Raw genomic sequence first — 15,797 nt, forward strand, 5'->3', positions numbered from 1 at the left:
TTCACACGTCGTTGGAACATCTCTTCCAGCAACCGTCGCTTGCTGAATGAGCGCCCCCATTGCCGCCGGACCCTTATGCAGCGTTTCGGCCGCGACTGATCTGTTCCAGGATTTGAACGGCCAATCAACAGACGTGACTCGTTGCTCATTTGCGTGATAAGTCACCTCAATAGACAGCATTGGACAGCCACCAACTGCGGTAGGTTGCAGTGGGACGACCCACCGGTACTCACGCGCTCCACACGCCTATTGCAGACTTCATCGACCTGCCGCTTGCCAAACCGGACGGTGCGCCATTCAGCCACGCCCGCTGGGCAAATAAGGCAGCCACATTCGCTGCTAATGCTGCCCCCCTGCACCAAGCTTCAAAACGTCTTAGGGCGACCAAGCACCGTATTGACCTTGCTGGTAGCAGCGCGCCTGCGTTTTTTTCATGCCGATCGGCAGCAGTGCGCATCTCGATAGCTAGGGCCTGCCGACTTGAGCGACGTCTTGTCTCCCATCAGTGGTCTCAGCCGACCGACTCTTTGGCTGCGGGCCTAGCGGGGAGCGCCAGCCACCGGCTCAAGGTAGCGATAGCTGATACGCCAAATACCCTCCTCCTTAACATATCGCTCCGCGCAGTCCGCCAGAACAAGTGGCGTCACGCCGACAGTCGTGCAATCGTCTTCTAAGTAAAGCGACACAATGGAGATTGCGCAAGCGCTGTTTGAATCAACAAGCCTGAAGAGATAGTTGCTTGCCACGTGACGCGTCTTTCTCTCTTTGTTTGACTCCCGCGTCTCGGCCGCCGCTTTTCTCCCCTCGAAATCCATCTCAACCCCATCGACCACCCCTAAAAAGGACTGGGCATAGAATTTCAATATGCGCTTCGCGACGCCAAAATCAGTATAAGCAAAACCTGCGTAATGAAGATTCTGGCACAACCATCTCGCTGCGATTTCATCACTCGTTGGCAGTCGGGATAGTACTTCGTCTTCGAGCACACTATCGCGAATGAGTACAAAATCAGCGTTCATTTAAGTCTCCATAGAGCTTCTTCTGCACGCCCCTCAACTGCACCACTCGGCGCGGCGACCCGATTTCGTAGAATACCGACCCCTTCAACCTCGACTTCTATAACGTCACCACCTTTCATGAAGCATGGCGGGACCGCTGCAAATCCGACGCCAGCAGGCGACCCTGTTGTGATCACGTCACCTGGCAGAAATCGGTGCCACTGGGAAAAATAAGATACGGTTTCAGCCACACGGAACAATAAGTCACGCGTGTTTGCGGACTGCTTTGTTTTTCCGTTCAGGCGAGTTGTAATGGTTAAGCCGTTATCCAAATCAAGCTCATCCTTTGTGACAAGGAACGGACCGATAGGGCAAAATGTCGGGAATTGTTTGCCAAGATGGTTAAGCCCCGCGCGCCGGGCGATTTCCATTGGAGTTCCGTCTGCGCTAAGTAAGCCGCGCACCCAATCTCTCGCAGACACGTCGTTTACAATGGTGTATCCAGCAACGTAATCCAAAGCTGTAACCGCGGATACGTCGTGGCATGGGCGCCCGATGACACATGCAAATTCGCCTTCCCAATCAACCATGTCAGGCGCGACGTTCGGAAGTTGGATAGCATCCCCGGATCCGATTACCGCATGACTGCTTTTTATAAAGCCTGTAGGGGTCTCGGGTTCTTTGACTTTCATTTCCAAAGCGTGGCTGCGATAAGCTCCGCCACTCATAAGAATGACCCCAGGATCGACGATCGGTGGCGCGAAGCAAATGTCCGACACTTTAAGCAAAACGTGACGTTGCTTCGCTAATTCCATCTCTTTCGGCGCCATCTGCATAACCTGATGGGTAATAGACCTAATCGAATCCAGGGCGCCGTCCCCTTGCTCCAACATGGCTTTGATCGAATGCGGAGTGGCCTCGCCGATTGAATAGACGTCGTGCCACCGGTTCAGTGCGACGAGCCAAGTGTCGTCAATCATCACCCCAGGCTCAGTACCGCCGTCTAACAGGAAGGTAAGGAGCTTCATAGGTCGGCACCATTGTCAAAGAAGTTGTTAAGCCAGTCTCGTTGGCGATTGCTGATACCCCACCAATTACCATCCTGATCCTGGATGGAGAACCACGGAAAGCCATCTTGATCGGTAACTGCACTTACATGACGGAATTTGCCCAAGGTGAGCGCATCGGCAGCAGCTTCGTATGCGGCGCTGAAATCTGATTCGGATTCGACGGATAGTTCCCAGCGATTTTCTACACCTTGTGCTTGAAAGTCGGGGCCTGCGTCCACGCAGGCGATGAACTGGCCTGGGTCACCACGCCATGTAGTGTAGGACGGCTGCGAGTGCCGCAATGTCTGCAAACCGAGAAAATCCCGCAATAACCCTCTTGAGGAAATAATGTCGGAGCACTCGAGAGTCCCATGCGACAGCCCTTCGCTAACGTCCGTTGGGAAAGGATTTCGTAGCTTTACGTTATCCATATTCAATCCTTTCCTTGTCGATCAAAGGCAGGATCAACAAAGTCGCCGACCACGAACTTCGTGGCCTTTCTGCTCTGCGGTACAAATTGGAACTCCCACCAATTCGTGTCAAGATCTTGCAGATAGAATGCGTATGAGCCGTGCTGGAATTGCGGCTGAAAAATCTGTCTTATGCCGTAATCGGCTTGAAATGTCTGAACGCGATTGTGCATAGCTTCAACGGACGCCTTCGAGACGAGGTCGATACCCCAATGATGGAGCACCCGCTGAGGACGTTCGATTTCCGCCCGCTTTCGAACGTCAAGTAACCACGATGGGTTACCTTTACGGGGACCTACGATCGAAGCGCCGTCGCGCGCTAGCATCCTTTCGTTGGAAACGCGCACACACTCTAAACCGAGCATATCTTCATAGAAACGTTGAGTGGCGTCGAGATCAGTCGACGCTACCAAGCCGCATACGATTGAACTTGTTTTGATGTGGGGGCTTTCAGATCGGTACGGAAGTTTATGGAAGTCAATTTCGTTCATTTTTAGCCACCTTATCGATCAATTACCAGCCGCTCGCCGCTCTGTGCCCGCGAACAGCACGTTTGTATTCGATTTACCCTATCTGCTGGGGTTAGGACGGTATCTCGGTGATCTGCATTGCCTGCCAAGAGAGGAACTACGCAAGTTCCGCAATATCCTGAGGCACATGCGGAGGGGATGCGGATACCCTCTCCGGTTAAGACTTCCAAAAGAGTGGCGTCGGCAGGCACATTCAGCACCCTTCCCGACCTTGCAAGCATTACCTGGAAGCTTTCGGCGGGTTGTGCGATCTTTCTGGTTCCACCCCGCCGATTAACAAACAACTCATATCGCACCGCGTCTACCGGCCAGGAAACACAGTGATTCCGCACTGCGGTGACCATGCCGCTAGGACCACAAACGTACAATTTCTTGCCCACGGCATAATTACCAACCAATTGGTCCAGGCGAGGTCGACCCAGACCCGTTGCACGGGTGGGATGAACCACTGCGTTGGCTCCCACTTCATCCATCACTTCGTCAAGAAAAGACATCTCATTGATCGACTTTGCGATGTAATGAAGCGTGAAGCGGCAGTTCAACGCCTTCAGTTTTCTAGCCATCGACAATAAGGGGGTGATCCCGATGCCTGCGGCAACGAGGATTGACTCCGATGCTGAGATATCCAGCGGAAAGCTGTTCCGCGGTGTTCCAACCTCTATTTGGTCTCCAACTTCTACAAAGTCATGTAAGTACTGCGAGCCGGATGTGCTCCCTAAGCGAAGTTGGACCGCGATCACATACCTGTTACGTTCATCACTTCGATTAACGAGGGAATAGGCGCGGCAAGTGCCGTTGCCGGTTACCACTTCCACATGTGCTCCAGGCTCAAATGGCGGCAACTCGAGTCCATTAGGACTTCGTAGTTCGAACTCCTTCACAAAAGCCGGCCGCTGTCGAATCGACTTCACAACCAAGCTCAGGCACTCATCTTCAATGTTCATTTCAGTCACACATTTCAAGTTGGCAGGTTCGGCAAAGGACCAGTGTCGATAGGTGCGAAACGAGGCCAGCTCATTGCATTTCGAGTTTCTCAGCTGAGACTACCGCGCCATATCGCTGCGCCTCATCAGCCACAAACTGGTTTAATGTTTTCACGTCCTGCTTACCGCCCCCTTTCATACCCAATTGCTCAATCCTCGTCTTAACCTCGGGCAACTCGAACACCCGCATTACATCCGCCCTTATTTTCTGGACTATTGCCGGGGGTACAGTGGATCGTGTGACCAGCATCGCCCACGCTGTGACGGTGAAATCTGGAATGCCTGATGCCTCGGAGAGCGTCGGCACTTCGCGAAAATGCTGCGATCGCTCGTCCGCGGCTAGCGCCACAGTTGTCATACGATCTTTATATGCATCGATCGTTGCCATCGATCCAGCCATTAGGTCCAGTCGCCCGGCTGCGATTCCTGTATATACCTCGGACGTCTTTTTGTAAGGAACCTCAAGCATATTGATACCCAATCTGAGCTTAAGCAGACCAATGGCCATCGAGTTAGGAGCACCCTTGCCCGACGTTCCATAGGTAAGTTTCCCCGGCTGTGCTTTGGCGGCTTTTACAAGGTCCTCAAGGGTCTGAATTGATCCCGACCGAGGGACAAAAAACCCCCACGGTGTAGTTAGTAGGTCGGTGACGATCGTGAAGTCTTTAGTTGGGTTGTAAGGCAGCGTCCGATAAAGGTGAGGATTGATTGCCAAGGTTCCCACATCGCCCAGTACTAAGTGATAACCGTCGGCTGGAGAGTTCTTCGCCTCTTGCATCGCAACGATGCCGCTTGCACCTGGTTTGTTGTCCACCGTAACTGCGTGACCCCAGATTTTTCCGAGCTGCTCTGCCACAATCCGAGCAACGATATCAGCGCCGTTTCCTGGCACATAAGGGACGATGAGTCGTACAGTTCGAGTCGGGAACTCTTGCGCGAACGAGGCGGAACAGGTCAACAGGCATGCTGCAATCGCCGTGATGCAACGCCGGCTTGCACTAGCTAAAACTTTGGGCATCATCATGTCTCCACCTTCTAAGTTATTCATCTACTCTAGGTTTGACGGTCGCATTAGTCCAATCACTGGTGGCTATTCCGGGAATAAGCGTCATGAATGTTCAAGCCTTCGATTTGAACTTACTAGTTGCATTCGATTGCGTACTGGCCGAACGCAGCGTCACGCGAGCCGCAGCGCGCCTGGGCATTAGCCAGCCGGCTGTGAGCAATGCCTTAAATCGTTTGCGGCATCTGTGTAATGACCCGTTGTTTGTTAGGATTGGATCGTCGATGGAACCGACGCCGCACGCCCTGGCCCTGGCGTTGCCAGTGCAACAAGCACTCGGACTCCTGAACGACGCGATAGAACGGCTTACAGTGTTCTCGCCGGAATCGTCTATCCGACAGTTCACCTTGTTGATGCCAGATGTGGCGGTCGCCTTGATCCTTCCGCAGTTGATGGAGCGGATTGCTACCGATGCACCAAAAATAACCATCCGTGCAGTGCAGGCACCACCGGAAGAGCGTGCCCACGTATTGCAAGCGGGGGTCGCCGACATGGCGATGTGGGGGAACACGTCACTATTCAAACATCGCATTTATCGCCAGAAGTTGTGGCGCCACGACTACGTGTGCATCGCACGCAAGGATCACGACTTGCTCAAAAACGGGTTGACCGTGGAACATTTCGCTCAGTGTGGACACATACTTGTTCAGTCTGGCACTGGCACGAATTCAGCACTTGAAAAGGCACTTCAGCGACACGGATTAAAGCGGCGGATTGCGTTAGAAGTCGCGACGTACCTCGGTATACCGGCCATTTTGGAGAGAACTGATTTGATTGTCACAGTCTCTGCAACAGTAGCGTCGATCATGAGTTCACAGAACATTACGATTCACCCGCTCCCGTTCAGCCTATCTAGCACTCCCGTATATCTTTTTTGGCACGAGCGCTATCACCAAGACGCTGGTCACGTATGGCTCCGCCGTCTGCTCCATGAGTTGTTCCACGAATATCCGGGCGCTCGGGCGCCATGCTCAGCGTAGTTGCGCATCGGATCGAACTTACACCCTAGGAGATGGCAGTTCGGTAGGGGGCTAGCTAACGTCAACGGTAGAACGACACTACCGCTGAAGATGTCCAAGCAACGAACAAACGCTTTAAGCGATGTTCCGCCAGCAACCCCGGGTCTTCTGCATTCAGGTCTTCGCGAGTTCGCAGGCCGATGCGATCACATCGACGTTCCCATAGACTTGATCAATTTGGCCAAGACAATTGATAGGGTGTCGTGCTCTGTGAGGGCGTCGACTTGCCCGCGAAGACCGCGTCGGGGATCAAGTTCCAATGGATGGTGTCCAGGGGCATGACGGCAGCTCCCGCAACACTCGGTCTCAGCTTGCGCTGGCTGTCGATAGGATGCCTGCCGCAGCCATCGTAGGGCTGATCCCCCGCCGTATCGCGTTAGTGACATCAATGCGGCGTGCACGCGACGTTCGTTGAAAGCTCAGCTAGTTCAGCCAGCCCTCCATACGGTCTCTTAGAGGTTTTTCCCTGGGCGAGACGAATAGCGCATTGACGACGTCGGTGTGATAACCGGAACAGTCAATTGCCCACTGTTTATTGGCTCTAGGTAGTCTTTGGGCAAAGGCAGGTCGAAGCTCAGTTTATACACACGTTAACTGTGCTTCAACCTGCGGCTGTCCTGCCTTTACTCGGCCTCGACCCCGGCGACCTTCACCCAAGTCTTGCGAGTTGCAAGTTCGTCACGGATGTGACGGGCAAATGCCTCCGGGCTCATCCCAACCGGCTCGTAGCCTTTTGGCTCCATGTTCGCAGCTACGAAAGCCGAGTCGGCGAGCACCGCGCGCACATCTGTATTGATGCGCTCCACCACCGCGCGCGGCGTCTTGGCAGGGGCAAGTAATCCATACCAGACATTCACGCCAACATCGGGATAACCCAGCTCGGAGAAGGTCGGAACATTAGGCAGCATTAGCGATCGTTTCTTGCCTCCATAGGCATACGCTTTGAGACGGCCGGATTCCAACAGCGGCTTTGCTGTAAAAACGCCCAACCAGCCTAGTTGCGTTTCGTTCTGCAATATTGACTGCGTCATCTGCGGAATGCCTTTGTACGGGACATGCATGAACCGCGTGCCGGTCCGATACTTAAGCATTTCCGAGTCGAGATGCATCTGGCTGCCCAATCCGATAGAGGCATAACTGATGGATGAAGGCGATGCCTTGTCCGTTGCGATCAGGTCAGCCAGTGTGTCTGGTTTGACACTCGAGTTGGCGACAAGCAGCGTGCCGAAAGTTGTCAGCATCGTGACCGGTGCGAAGTCCGCGACCGGATCGTAAGGCAGCTTCTTGTATAGGTGCGGATTGGTCGTAATCGTGGCATCAATGGCGAACAGGAGCGTATGCCCATCCGGTTCGGCTGTCGCGACGGCTTGTGACGAAATGATGGTGTTTGCGCCTGGGCGGTTCTCGAAGATCACCGACTGTCCCCAGGCTACCGCCAGTTCTTTAGCCAGCGATCGGCCTTTCCTATCAGGAGTGAGCCCTTTGACACCGCGGCCGATTATGAGCGCCTCCCGACGCTCTACGCGAAGCGCCCGGTAGACAGACCTCGTCGGCATCGGCGCTCGCGAACGCCTGCGGCAGCAGCCGTCCCCGATCGCGATCGAGCAGCATCTGGATTCCGTTGATATCCGTGACTTGCACTTGGTGATCAGTGCTGTGCATTCAGTTGGCAAAGCGATCGACTGGGTGCTATCGAACATCTGAAACTGCCATCAGTTATGTGAACGTCCACAACAACATCATTGGCATAAAAATCCCATTTTTTTTCAGACCTATATCACTTCATTGAGCTGGCTTCGTTACGCGTCAAATGCGCGTCAAACGGGGCCTGCGCCAACACAGGAGTGTATAGATGCAGATTATTTCCCCCCTCGAGTTGCTCGTTTCGTTCGCCATCTGTGTGTGCATAGGCGCGCTGGCGAGCGGACTTGCAAGCTATAGAAGTTGGTCTCAGAGGTCGGTGCTATGAGCATTAAGAACAGAGACCGAACTCAAGCGACCCGTACTCGGCCCTTTAAGCTGGCCGAGCGAGCACACCAAGATCGACAGAGCACAAGCAGTCAGGGCGGCACGCTCAAATGCCAAAAATGCGGCGCCCCGCTTCGCGACGCTCTCGATCGCATGAGGCACCTTGGTCTCGTGATGGGTCTAGTGTCAGGGTTACTACGCAAGTCGAACGGAGCCTTGATAACCGCCGCACCGACGACCACTCATAGCGAAGCTCTAAACGAGCCTCTCCGGAGCCATCTACGTCGCCTCGAGCTTGCCATCGCGTCTGCGTTGACAGGTAGTAACCGCGGGTATGAAGTTGGCACTGTCATTCGGCAAATGTTCGCTGATGAGGGGGATCCAAAAACTCATTGTTCTCATTGCCAACACCTACGAGACGCCTTCTAAAGCGGATTCGCAACTTGGTACTCCGCCCGGCGACTGCCGGGCCTTTATGCCGGATAAAAAAAAGGAACGACATGCACCTTGTGCAATCTATGGCTTATGTGAACGAGACGCCTTGGCATGGCTTAGGCAATCGACTCGCACCTAAACAGCCTCTCGAAGTCTGGGCAGAGCAAGCCGGAATGGATTGGAAGATCGAAGCGGCTGACGTCCGCTTTGACACCGAAGACAATGGAACGGAAGAGCATGGCGTTTTTCCCGATCAGAAGGTGCTATATCGGTCAGACACTAAGGCACCGTTGTCGATCGTCTCGAACCGATATCAAGTCGTTCAACCCTCGGAGATCTTGGAGTTCTATCGAGACTTAACGGAGGTGGGCGGCTACGAAATGGAAACCGCGGGTGTTCTAAAGGAAGGCCGAAAACTCTGGGCGCTTGCTCGTACAGGGCACACCACCGCTCTGGCCGGCAACGATCGAGTCCATGGTTATCTGCTGCTGGCGACCGCGTGCGACGGTACGTTGGCCACCACGGCCCAGTTCACGTCTGTCCGAGTTGTATGCAACAACACCTTGGCGATTGCACTTGGCGAAAAACAAGGCGTCGTAAAGGTGCCTCACCGGAGTCACTTTGATCCGAAGGCTGTGAAGCGCCAGCTTGGACTTGCTACTGCAACTTGGGACGACTTCATCGCCCGCATGCGAGCACTTTCGGAGTGCAGTGTCTCCGCTTCTGCAGCAGAGGGCTTTCTACGACGAGTGCTCACCTATCCTGGCAGCGAAGTCTCCATGGACGCTCGAGTGGTCAACGAGCGCGCAGTCCGAGCAGCTCACGAGCTGTTCGCTGGGAAGGGGCGAGGTGCAACCTTATCGTCGGCCTCGGCCACCGCATGGGGCTTGGTCAACAGCGTGACGGAATTCGTCGATCACCAGCGTCAAGCGCGTAGCGGTGATCATCGACGCGATGCCGCATGGTTCGGACAAGGTGCCGCTCTCAAACAGCGTGCATGGAATGAAGCAATGCTGCTGGTTGCTTGAGAAACAGGGGCTATGAGGCGCCGCGCGTTGCTTTCAGCAGCAGCGACGCCTCTGTAGTTAGTTGCACCATCAGATTCACCGTAACAACCGGCTGCGACCGCTATCTGTATCTGCACAGCTTGACCCATAGACGCTTGCGGACAAGAACACGCCAACAACTCCGCAATGACGCTCCACGGTGCCATGGCGCATCACGCCCACACTAGCGGCGTCAATCTACTTGCGGCTCAAACGACCTGCTAAACGTTCAACCAACTCTACGATTAGAGCCCGATCTGGCGCACTCAGTTTTGCCATCAGCTGTTGTAAGCGCTCGGCCTGATCGTTTGCTCTAACACTCGTTTCCATTAACAAGTCACCGAGGCTGCATTGGAAGATGTCTGCGAGCTCTGCCAAGCGCGCCACAGTTGGCATCACAACCCCACGCTCTATGCGAGACACGGCCTCGACACCGATGCCTAAGTGCTCAGCAACCTGCTCCTGCGTAAGTACACAACCGACGCGCCGCTTAGCAACGATTCGTCCAATGGCCTCCGCCAACCCCTCCATACCTTCCCTCAATACTTGCTTGTGACCCGACCTACATAGTTGGGCAACAACAAACAAAGATGAAGTACTCAATAAGTTGGTACTCAACTTATTGAGTTGACTGCCGATATGGTTGTTCTAAGGCAGAGGCGGATCTCTCTTGCTTTCACTCCTGCGAGCCGATGCAAAGCGCTCGTGAATTTGCCCCAAAGGAAAAGAAATGAATGCTTATAGCAACGAACAAACTAGCAACAGCAAATCGTTAACCAATGCAAATCTTATTTGGGCAGTCGTAGCCTTAGTTACGGCTATCTTCTTTTGCTCTGTGAATACAGCGGCGTTGGTACTAGGAGCATCGTTTGGAGCGAAGATTTTGGCCGTTATTGCTGGGGCGCTACTTGGCTGGGTAGGGGCGCTTGTAGGCAATGCTGTTCGCAAATTCGCGCAGCCAGACGTAGTCATGACATCGGGCGGCATGGCGAGTCTAATTTGGTTGAAGCTTTTTTGGTCGGTTGGCCCTCAGCTATTTGGTCTCGTGGCGGGCGTTGTCATTGGCGAAGCCATCGTCTTGTCCTGAGGAATGAAGATGACGATACGCACTGTTGTTGTTGCCATTGCGCTTGGCGCTTTGGTTGCTTGTTCTGGATCAAGCTCCAAGTTTCAAGGACAGTTCCTCGCGAGTTGCATGCAATCAGGAGGCAACAAAGCAGGCTGCAACTGCATACTTGAACGTCTGGAACAAGAGTATGGCCTTCAACGTCTGGAATCACTTGAGACCGCGATGGGCAGGCCCCACCCTACAGAGGACTCACAGCGCCTCGCTCAGCAGTTAGCGCATAGGTCCCTATCCCACGCGATGTCCTGTCGCAGATAGACCTATTTTAGAATTTCGGATCTCCCTGCCTAATCTTCTCCGCCTACCTCAATCTAAGTCTTTAACTGCGAGCATCTGGCTGGTAGCCAGGTGCTCTTACGTATAAAGTTTTTTTTGGTAGAGATAGTGCAGTAGGCATTGCCACCGATGTTCACCTAGCAGCGGTGTGGATTTTTTACATAGTGCCTACCTTATATGGAGAAAGAATACAGCGAGATAGATCACCTTTAAATAAGTTCGAAACTGATCGTCTTAACATAATGCCTATGGCAAGCATCAGGGGGGGGGTATTAACGTTCGCGCACTTACCCTTTCTCAAAAATCGATCAATTTCGTTTACTAAATTAAGCCAGAACGTCCCACGTTACTGGCTTTATTACGTTGCAGAGGACATATGGCGAGCTTCCACCTTCGAGTTAAATCCGGCAAAAAGGGTCGCGCGGTAGCGCACGCAATGTACATATCACGACAAGGCCAGTTCGCAACCAAAGATGACCTTGTTGCTACGGAACACGGTAACTTACCAAATTGGGCTCATGACGACCCATTTGTATTTTGGAAAGAAGCAGACAAGCACGAACGCGAGAATGGCGCCGTATATCGAGAACATATTATCGCGGTGCCTAACGAATGCTCAAACCAGGGACAACTCAACCTAGTCTCTGCTTACGTTCAGGAAATAGTAGGGCCGCGGCCGTATCAGTGGGCCCTACATTGTCCAACCTCATCTCTTGAAGGCCTCCCCAACACGCACGCCCATGTAATGTTTTCCGATAGAGCCGACGATGGAATCGAGAGGCCCCCTTCTCAAACGTTCATGCGCCACAATCCGCGACAGCCCGAATTGGGCGGCCGTAGAAAGGGTACTGGAGGGAAAACGCGAGCAGAAGTAAGCGAAGCTCTAATTGAGACCCGTAAAAAGTTTGCCGATCTACAAAACGCAGCACTGGAACAGGCCGGACATTCGGCGCGTGTGGATCACCGATCTTTGAAAGACCGAGGCATTGCCCGCCCACCGGAACGCCACCTCGGCCCTAGCCTTCTACGAAACTTGCCAGAACACGACCGTCAGGCCTACCTAAAAGCTCGTGCTCACAATCGTCAATCTGATGAAGTTGCTACTGCTTGCTAGATCGAGCAACCAATAGCGAACGTTCCAAATAAGACAACTCAAAAAGGCGAAACCTGATTGTTAAGTACCTTATGCGCTTCAACGGCCTTTCTCTTCAATTTAACTTGTTATGCAGCCCCGTTAGTCCTATTCCGTCGCAGCTACGCTCTCGCATTTTGTTAGTCTTCCAGCGAAGGCGTGTTCTCGCTGAACATATCTTTGTCACCATCAAAGCTCCCCCTATCAAATACCTCGTGATTATTGACCATTTTGCGCCTCTTCCGATTAGGCAGTTCCCATGTTTGATGAAACAACGACATCGTGCGACGGAGACTGGCGGTTAGGAAGCAGCGCGCTCGTTCCGAACTGTTTGAAGCGGGTATCGCCAACCAATTTTAGAAAGAGGTTTTTTTGGGCCGTAAAGCGGATGGTCATGCGTAACGCTTTACGTTTTTCCTCGTCATCTCGATCGACCAACCCCGAGCATCGGATGTAAATATACTTTTTATCCGAAATGATTCGCTCCACATTACTTGGCCACCATGCACCTTTTTCTGCAGTTAATTTATTCCAATACGAACCGATGAACTCAGCTAACCCGCTTTCGCTGCGCGCGCAAAGGTGACAGATGAAAATAACGCTCAGGTGGAGACCCGTTTCGTCGCCATGCTCAACTGTCCAGATGTATTTCACGATCTCGCGAAGAACTTCATTGCTACGGCGGTTGTTGAAGAACCGTTTACGATCTTGCTGCAATTGCTGAAGCGTAGCCCTCGATCGATGCTGTTCGTCATACCCAAAATGCATAGTTAATACAAGGCACTGCCGTTCATCTTCAAACGCTTTAGCTTCTAGCAGCAGGCCTGCGATCTCATTGCGGTTCGCATTGCGCTCCTGCGAACGCAAATCCTCTCTGAACGTCTTCGTTGAGAAAATTTTTGCGACGTGATCGACCAGTACATTAAAAATTTCTGCATGCGTCATGCCTCGATCGTTCTCCCACGTATCCGGTCCGCGAAACTCGAAGGGTTCAATTTGAAGCCTATGCTCCTTGAATGCCTCGCGTACCGTGTTCAGGTAGGGGCCAAATGTATAGCGCTCATCAAGTGCACGAACTTTCAGGACGTGACGCACGCACCGAAAAAAGCGGAGCGTTTGCGCTATCGGCCGGGCGTAGGACCGAACGCCTCTGCGGACCTGAATGAAGCGTACAGAGTATTTCTGAGCTGCGATCTCCTTGCACATTTGGTGCAGGGTCAGCAGACTGGGCGACAGCAGTCCGAAGCTATTTTTTATGATCACTTGCGCCGGCCTGTTCACCATATCGCGTTCGGTATTCCGGGTGATATCTTGGAATTTGAGTAGTTGAGGGACTTCGTGTTGGTCTATTGGCATAAGTGTTTACCTCTTTCCTTATTCACATGTACCCCAAGTTAGCTTGGCGAGGCCCCGTCATCCTGATCTCGATGTGCGCGCATCAACGCAGAGCGCTGCTCTGGCGCCTGAGTTTTGAAGGGACGTGGCCACGCCACGACATGCGTGGGTTTAAGTTGTGTGACGGGCCTAAGATGTATTGGAGGACCGCACCCTATTGATGCGGTCCGGGCCCTATTCCGTGAGCTCGTACACCTGCCGTGACGGCGGCAAATCGGCGCCGCAGTGAGCGCAGCCCATGTGAATATTGCGATCGCTGCGTCGCTTTTGTTCGGCATCGAGCAATTCGCGATAAGACTTCGCGTGCAAATTCAGGCCATGACGCTTTAGAAATACCAAAATGTCTTTCTGCGGCACGTTGCGCGCGATCGCGTGAGCGATACCTGGATACCATTGGGCAAACTGTTCTTCACGCTGCTTCGATTTTCTCGGTTGCAGGGATGCAAGTTCACTCAGAAGAGCTTGGAAGTCGACGTTCTGAGATGCGTCTGGTTGAGAGGAATCCTCCATTAGAGTTCTCCTTGCGCCATCTTGACAACGGATTCGATTGCCCAGAGCAGACGCCCATTTTTAGCTTTTCGTGGCCGAATACCGAAATATGCGCCTGAAGCGGAATAGGCTTTACGAAGTGTCTGGGGACGCACGCGCAGAAGCGTGGCGGCTTCTGCGGTGCTATAGAAGTAATTGCTTAGTACAACACTTTGGTTGTGAACGGTCGACATGACGCGCCTCCATTGAATGAGAAGTACGCACATGGTCAAGGCGCCCAGTGGAGTGCTTTGCGACTAACAGTGCACGCCGCGACCATTGCGAGCACCTATTCAACATTGCAGCCTAATGCAGAGGTAGTCTCTGCATTAGCACGCTAGCGTTGACGCGGAAACAAATACGCAACGCTGCAATTAACGCTTATTTTTCGCCATGAACCCTGCATTAAGCATCGCCTCCCAGCGTTTTTTGTTGACATCGCCGTATTGAGGATCGACCGCGTCGTTATCCAAAGTCTGCGCAAAGTTCATCCATTTTCCGCGGAATGCGCGGAGCCTCGGAATTGTTTCAAATAGGCAGTCTATGCCTCGAAGGTCCTCTAGGCTTACTAATTCTGAGACGTCGTTCGTCTGTTTTCTTATTTTTCCGTTATGCAACGCGATTGCAATTTCAGCTGGGTCCCATTCTCCTCCGTCTTTATCCCCCGGGCTCCCCGAAGCATGCCGTGCACGTGCTAACCATGAACTCGGTTTTTTAAGCTTGCCTGCCCACTGCGCACGGGTCCAAACCACCGAAGCAAAAATGTCTGCAGTTTCGCCTGTTGCCAAGTAAGGAAGCTGTTCGCCCTCATCTTTATCCGGCGTTACTTTGGACTGCTCATCACCATGCATCGTTACAACCAAGCTATGAGGTATCCCGTAATGATCTAAGAACGTCGATATGTCACTACGTGCAAATTCGAGAGCACTTCCCCATCTCTGTTCTTCTTGAAATTTCACTTTGAAGTTCCTTAAGGCAACGTCAGGGAGCCAATCAACAGTTGACCGCATCACGTATTCTTCGAAAGCTTGCCTTGCAGAGAGGCTCTGCAATTCGACGTATGCAAATGCTCTCTGCTTTTGGTCGTCTGATTGAAGTTTCAGAGGCATCCCTGTTGCCCCGCGATGCCGCCAAGTCGGAGAGGCATCTGGCAAACTTGACGCTTCGAGAAGGAAGAAGTGCAAGCATGCGGCAGCAAACTCTAGTCGATAAAGATTATGCAGTCGGGACCTCAGAAGCCCCTCGAGCACATCCCTGCCTACCGAATCCGGCGCTATACCGATTGAAGCAGCCGCCACTTCGATTTGGTCTAGAACTTCGGTTGGGATGGGAATCAGATGAGCGACGGAGTCGATGACTTCCGTTAGGGTCACAGTGAGCGATCGGGTTTCCATGATGGGCCGAGGCCTCGAAGACGAGTGGTGGAACAGCCAATGTTTTTCGAAGACATACGTCCTCACGTCAATGGCAGATCATCGAACAGACCGCAGATCTGAGGTCGGGATGTTGATGAACAGCGACTAATGTTGACTGGAAATGCCTACACAGCGCCTACATGCCGGCCAAAAACAAAAAGGCCAACTCCTACGAGTTGGCCTAAGTGCTTGAATTTATTGGTGGCCTGGGGCGGAATCGAACCACCGACACGCGGATTTTCAATCCGCTGCTCTACCGACTGAGCTACCAGGCCGTACTGCTTTCCTGCCAGACCGCTGCTTTTGCGCCGCGCCCTGAACAGCACGAAATAATACACGAATTTTCGGCGCCGTCAAAACGTCG

At 53.0% G+C, this 15,797-nt stretch carries 16 protein-coding genes and 1 tRNA gene; 4 read left to right on the top strand and 13 right to left on the bottom strand.

Going from position 1 to position 15,797, the window contains the following annotated elements; all coding sequences use genetic code 11:
* Window positions 1-539: 539 nt before the first annotated feature.
* From IE116_RS13855 to IE116_RS13880, 6 genes are all read right to left on the bottom strand, one after another.
* Window positions 540-1,019, bottom strand: a complete 480-nt coding sequence (locus tag IE116_RS13855) for a nuclear transport factor 2 family protein (RefSeq protein WP_189613306.1) — start codon at window positions 1,017-1,019, stop codon at window positions 540-542.
* Window positions 1,016-2,026, bottom strand: coding sequence for a fumarylacetoacetate hydrolase family protein (locus IE116_RS13860; protein WP_189613308.1), 1,011 nt, complete (start codon window positions 2,024-2,026; stop codon window positions 1,016-1,018). Before IE116_RS13860 ends, IE116_RS13855 begins: the two co-directional genes overlap by 4 nt.
* Window positions 2,023-2,478: a hypothetical protein gene (locus IE116_RS13865; protein WP_189613310.1), complete on the bottom strand. Its 456-nt coding sequence runs from the start codon at window positions 2,476-2,478 to the stop codon at window positions 2,023-2,025. Before IE116_RS13865 ends, IE116_RS13860 begins: the two co-directional genes overlap by 4 nt.
* 2 nt (window positions 2,479-2,480) lie before the next feature.
* On the bottom strand, window positions 2,481-3,008 hold the full coding sequence (locus IE116_RS13870; RefSeq protein WP_189613311.1) for a VOC family protein: 528 nt from the start codon (window positions 3,006-3,008) through the stop codon (window positions 2,481-2,483).
* 11 nt (window positions 3,009-3,019) lie between these two features.
* Window positions 3,020-3,991, bottom strand: coding sequence for a PDR/VanB family oxidoreductase (locus tag IE116_RS13875; RefSeq protein ID WP_189613313.1), 972 nt, complete (start codon window positions 3,989-3,991; stop codon window positions 3,020-3,022).
* 70 nt (window positions 3,992-4,061) lie between these two features.
* Window positions 4,062-5,054 carry a Bug family tripartite tricarboxylate transporter substrate binding protein gene (locus IE116_RS13880; protein WP_189613315.1) on the bottom strand — a complete coding sequence of 331 codons (993 nt, stop codon included), beginning with the start codon at window positions 5,052-5,054 and terminating at the stop codon, window positions 4,062-4,064.
* 86 nt (window positions 5,055-5,140) lie between these two features.
* On the opposite strand from IE116_RS13880, the gene IE116_RS13885 reads away from it, so the two are divergent.
* Window positions 5,141-6,073: a LysR family transcriptional regulator gene (locus IE116_RS13885; RefSeq protein ID WP_189613317.1), complete on the top strand. Its 933-nt coding sequence runs from the start codon at window positions 5,141-5,143 to the stop codon at window positions 6,071-6,073.
* A gap of 662 nt (window positions 6,074-6,735) precedes the next feature.
* On the opposite strand, the gene IE116_RS13890 is transcribed toward IE116_RS13885, so the two are convergent.
* The gene (locus IE116_RS13890) at window positions 6,736-7,812 is read right to left on the bottom strand and encodes a Bug family tripartite tricarboxylate transporter substrate binding protein (RefSeq protein WP_189613319.1); all 1,077 of its coding nucleotides are present in this window, start codon (window positions 7,810-7,812) and stop codon (window positions 6,736-6,738) included.
* A 768-nt stretch (window positions 7,813-8,580) separates the two neighbouring features.
* On the opposite strand from IE116_RS13890, the gene IE116_RS13895 reads away from it, so the two are divergent.
* Window positions 8,581-9,543, top strand: coding sequence for a DUF932 domain-containing protein (locus IE116_RS13895; RefSeq protein WP_189613321.1), 963 nt, complete (start codon window positions 8,581-8,583; stop codon window positions 9,541-9,543).
* A gap of 216 nt (window positions 9,544-9,759) precedes the next feature.
* On the opposite strand, the gene IE116_RS13900 is transcribed toward IE116_RS13895, so the two are convergent.
* Window positions 9,760-10,092: a helix-turn-helix domain-containing protein gene (locus IE116_RS13900; RefSeq protein ID WP_189614639.1), complete on the bottom strand. Its 333-nt coding sequence runs from the start codon at window positions 10,090-10,092 to the stop codon at window positions 9,760-9,762.
* A 199-nt stretch (window positions 10,093-10,291) separates the two neighbouring features.
* Between IE116_RS13900 and IE116_RS13905 the strand changes: the two genes are divergently transcribed.
* Together IE116_RS13905 and IE116_RS13910 are read left to right on the top strand one after the other, a co-directional pair.
* Entirely contained in the window at window positions 10,292-10,648 is a 357-nt protein-coding gene (locus IE116_RS13905) for a hypothetical protein (RefSeq protein ID WP_229828165.1), read from the top strand.
* A 751-nt stretch (window positions 10,649-11,399) separates the two neighbouring features.
* Window positions 11,400-12,077 carry a MobA/MobL family protein gene (locus IE116_RS13910; protein WP_229828166.1) on the top strand — a complete coding sequence of 226 codons (678 nt, stop codon included), beginning with the start codon at window positions 11,400-11,402 and terminating at the stop codon, window positions 12,075-12,077.
* A 264-nt stretch (window positions 12,078-12,341) separates the two neighbouring features.
* Here IE116_RS13910 and IE116_RS13915 read toward each other — a convergent pair whose 3' ends face one another.
* The 5 genes from IE116_RS13915 to IE116_RS13935 all read right to left on the bottom strand — a co-directional run bounded on the left by IE116_RS13915 (window position 12,342) and on the right by IE116_RS13935 (window position 15,708).
* Window positions 12,342-13,451 (bottom strand): hypothetical protein, encoded by a 1,110-nt coding sequence (locus tag IE116_RS13915; RefSeq protein ID WP_189613325.1) that lies wholly within the window; start codon window positions 13,449-13,451, stop codon window positions 12,342-12,344.
* Between the two features lie 213 nt (window positions 13,452-13,664).
* A complete protein-coding gene (locus IE116_RS13920) occupies window positions 13,665-14,000 on the bottom strand; it encodes a hypothetical protein (RefSeq protein WP_189613327.1) in 336 nt (111 codons plus the stop codon).
* Window positions 14,000-14,212: a DNA-binding protein gene (locus tag IE116_RS13925; RefSeq protein ID WP_189613329.1), complete on the bottom strand. Its 213-nt coding sequence runs from the start codon at window positions 14,210-14,212 to the stop codon at window positions 14,000-14,002. The genes IE116_RS13920 and IE116_RS13925 overlap by 1 nt, the downstream gene beginning before the upstream one ends.
* A 180-nt stretch (window positions 14,213-14,392) precedes the next feature.
* A complete protein-coding gene (locus tag IE116_RS13930; protein ID WP_189613331.1) occupies window positions 14,393-15,412 on the bottom strand; it encodes a hypothetical protein in 1,020 nt (339 codons plus the stop codon).
* A gap of 220 nt (window positions 15,413-15,632) precedes the next feature.
* Window positions 15,633-15,708: transfer RNA gene (locus IE116_RS13935), tRNA-Phe, on the bottom strand.
* Window positions 15,709-15,797 lie beyond the last annotated feature (89 nt).

The organism is Pigmentiphaga litoralis (assembly GCF_014651835.1).
GTDB lineage: Bacteria > Pseudomonadota > Gammaproteobacteria > Burkholderiales > Burkholderiaceae_B > Pigmentiphaga > Pigmentiphaga litoralis.

Coding starts and splice junctions, on each gene's coding strand:
- IE116_RS13855 (WP_189613306.1), bottom strand. CDS start 1,019: ATGAACGCTGATTTTGTACTCATTCGCGATAGTGTGCTCGAAGACGAA.
- IE116_RS13860 (WP_189613308.1), bottom strand. CDS start 2,026: ATGAAGCTCCTTACCTTCCTGTTAGACGGCGGTACTGAGCCTGGGGTG.
- IE116_RS13865 (WP_189613310.1), bottom strand. CDS start 2,478: ATGGATAACGTAAAGCTACGAAATCCTTTCCCAACGGACGTTAGCGAA.
- IE116_RS13870 (WP_189613311.1), bottom strand. CDS start 3,008: ATGAACGAAATTGACTTCCATAAACTTCCGTACCGATCTGAAAGCCCC.
- IE116_RS13875 (WP_189613313.1), bottom strand. CDS start 3,991: ATGAACATTGAAGATGAGTGCCTGAGCTTGGTTGTGAAGTCGATTCGA.
- IE116_RS13880 (WP_189613315.1), bottom strand. CDS start 5,054: ATGATGATGCCCAAAGTTTTAGCTAGTGCAAGCCGGCGTTGCATCACG.
- IE116_RS13885 (WP_189613317.1), top strand. CDS start 5,141: ATGAATGTTCAAGCCTTCGATTTGAACTTACTAGTTGCATTCGATTGC.
- IE116_RS13890 (WP_189613319.1), bottom strand. CDS start 7,812: ATGTTCGATAGCACCCAGTCGATCGCTTTGCCAACTGAATGCACAGCA.
- IE116_RS13895 (WP_189613321.1), top strand. CDS start 8,581: ATGCACCTTGTGCAATCTATGGCTTATGTGAACGAGACGCCTTGGCAT.
- IE116_RS13900 (WP_189614639.1), bottom strand. CDS start 10,092: ATGGAGGGGTTGGCGGAGGCCATTGGACGAATCGTTGCTAAGCGGCGC.
- IE116_RS13905 (WP_229828165.1), top strand. CDS start 10,292: ATGAATGCTTATAGCAACGAACAAACTAGCAACAGCAAATCGTTAACC.
- IE116_RS13910 (WP_229828166.1), top strand. CDS start 11,400: ATGTACATATCACGACAAGGCCAGTTCGCAACCAAAGATGACCTTGTT.
- IE116_RS13915 (WP_189613325.1), bottom strand. CDS start 13,451: ATGCCAATAGACCAACACGAAGTCCCTCAACTACTCAAATTCCAAGAT.
- IE116_RS13920 (WP_189613327.1), bottom strand. CDS start 14,000: ATGGAGGATTCCTCTCAACCAGACGCATCTCAGAACGTCGACTTCCAA.
- IE116_RS13925 (WP_189613329.1), bottom strand. CDS start 14,212: ATGTCGACCGTTCACAACCAAAGTGTTGTACTAAGCAATTACTTCTAT.
- IE116_RS13930 (WP_189613331.1), bottom strand. CDS start 15,412: ATGGAAACCCGATCGCTCACTGTGACCCTAACGGAAGTCATCGACTCC.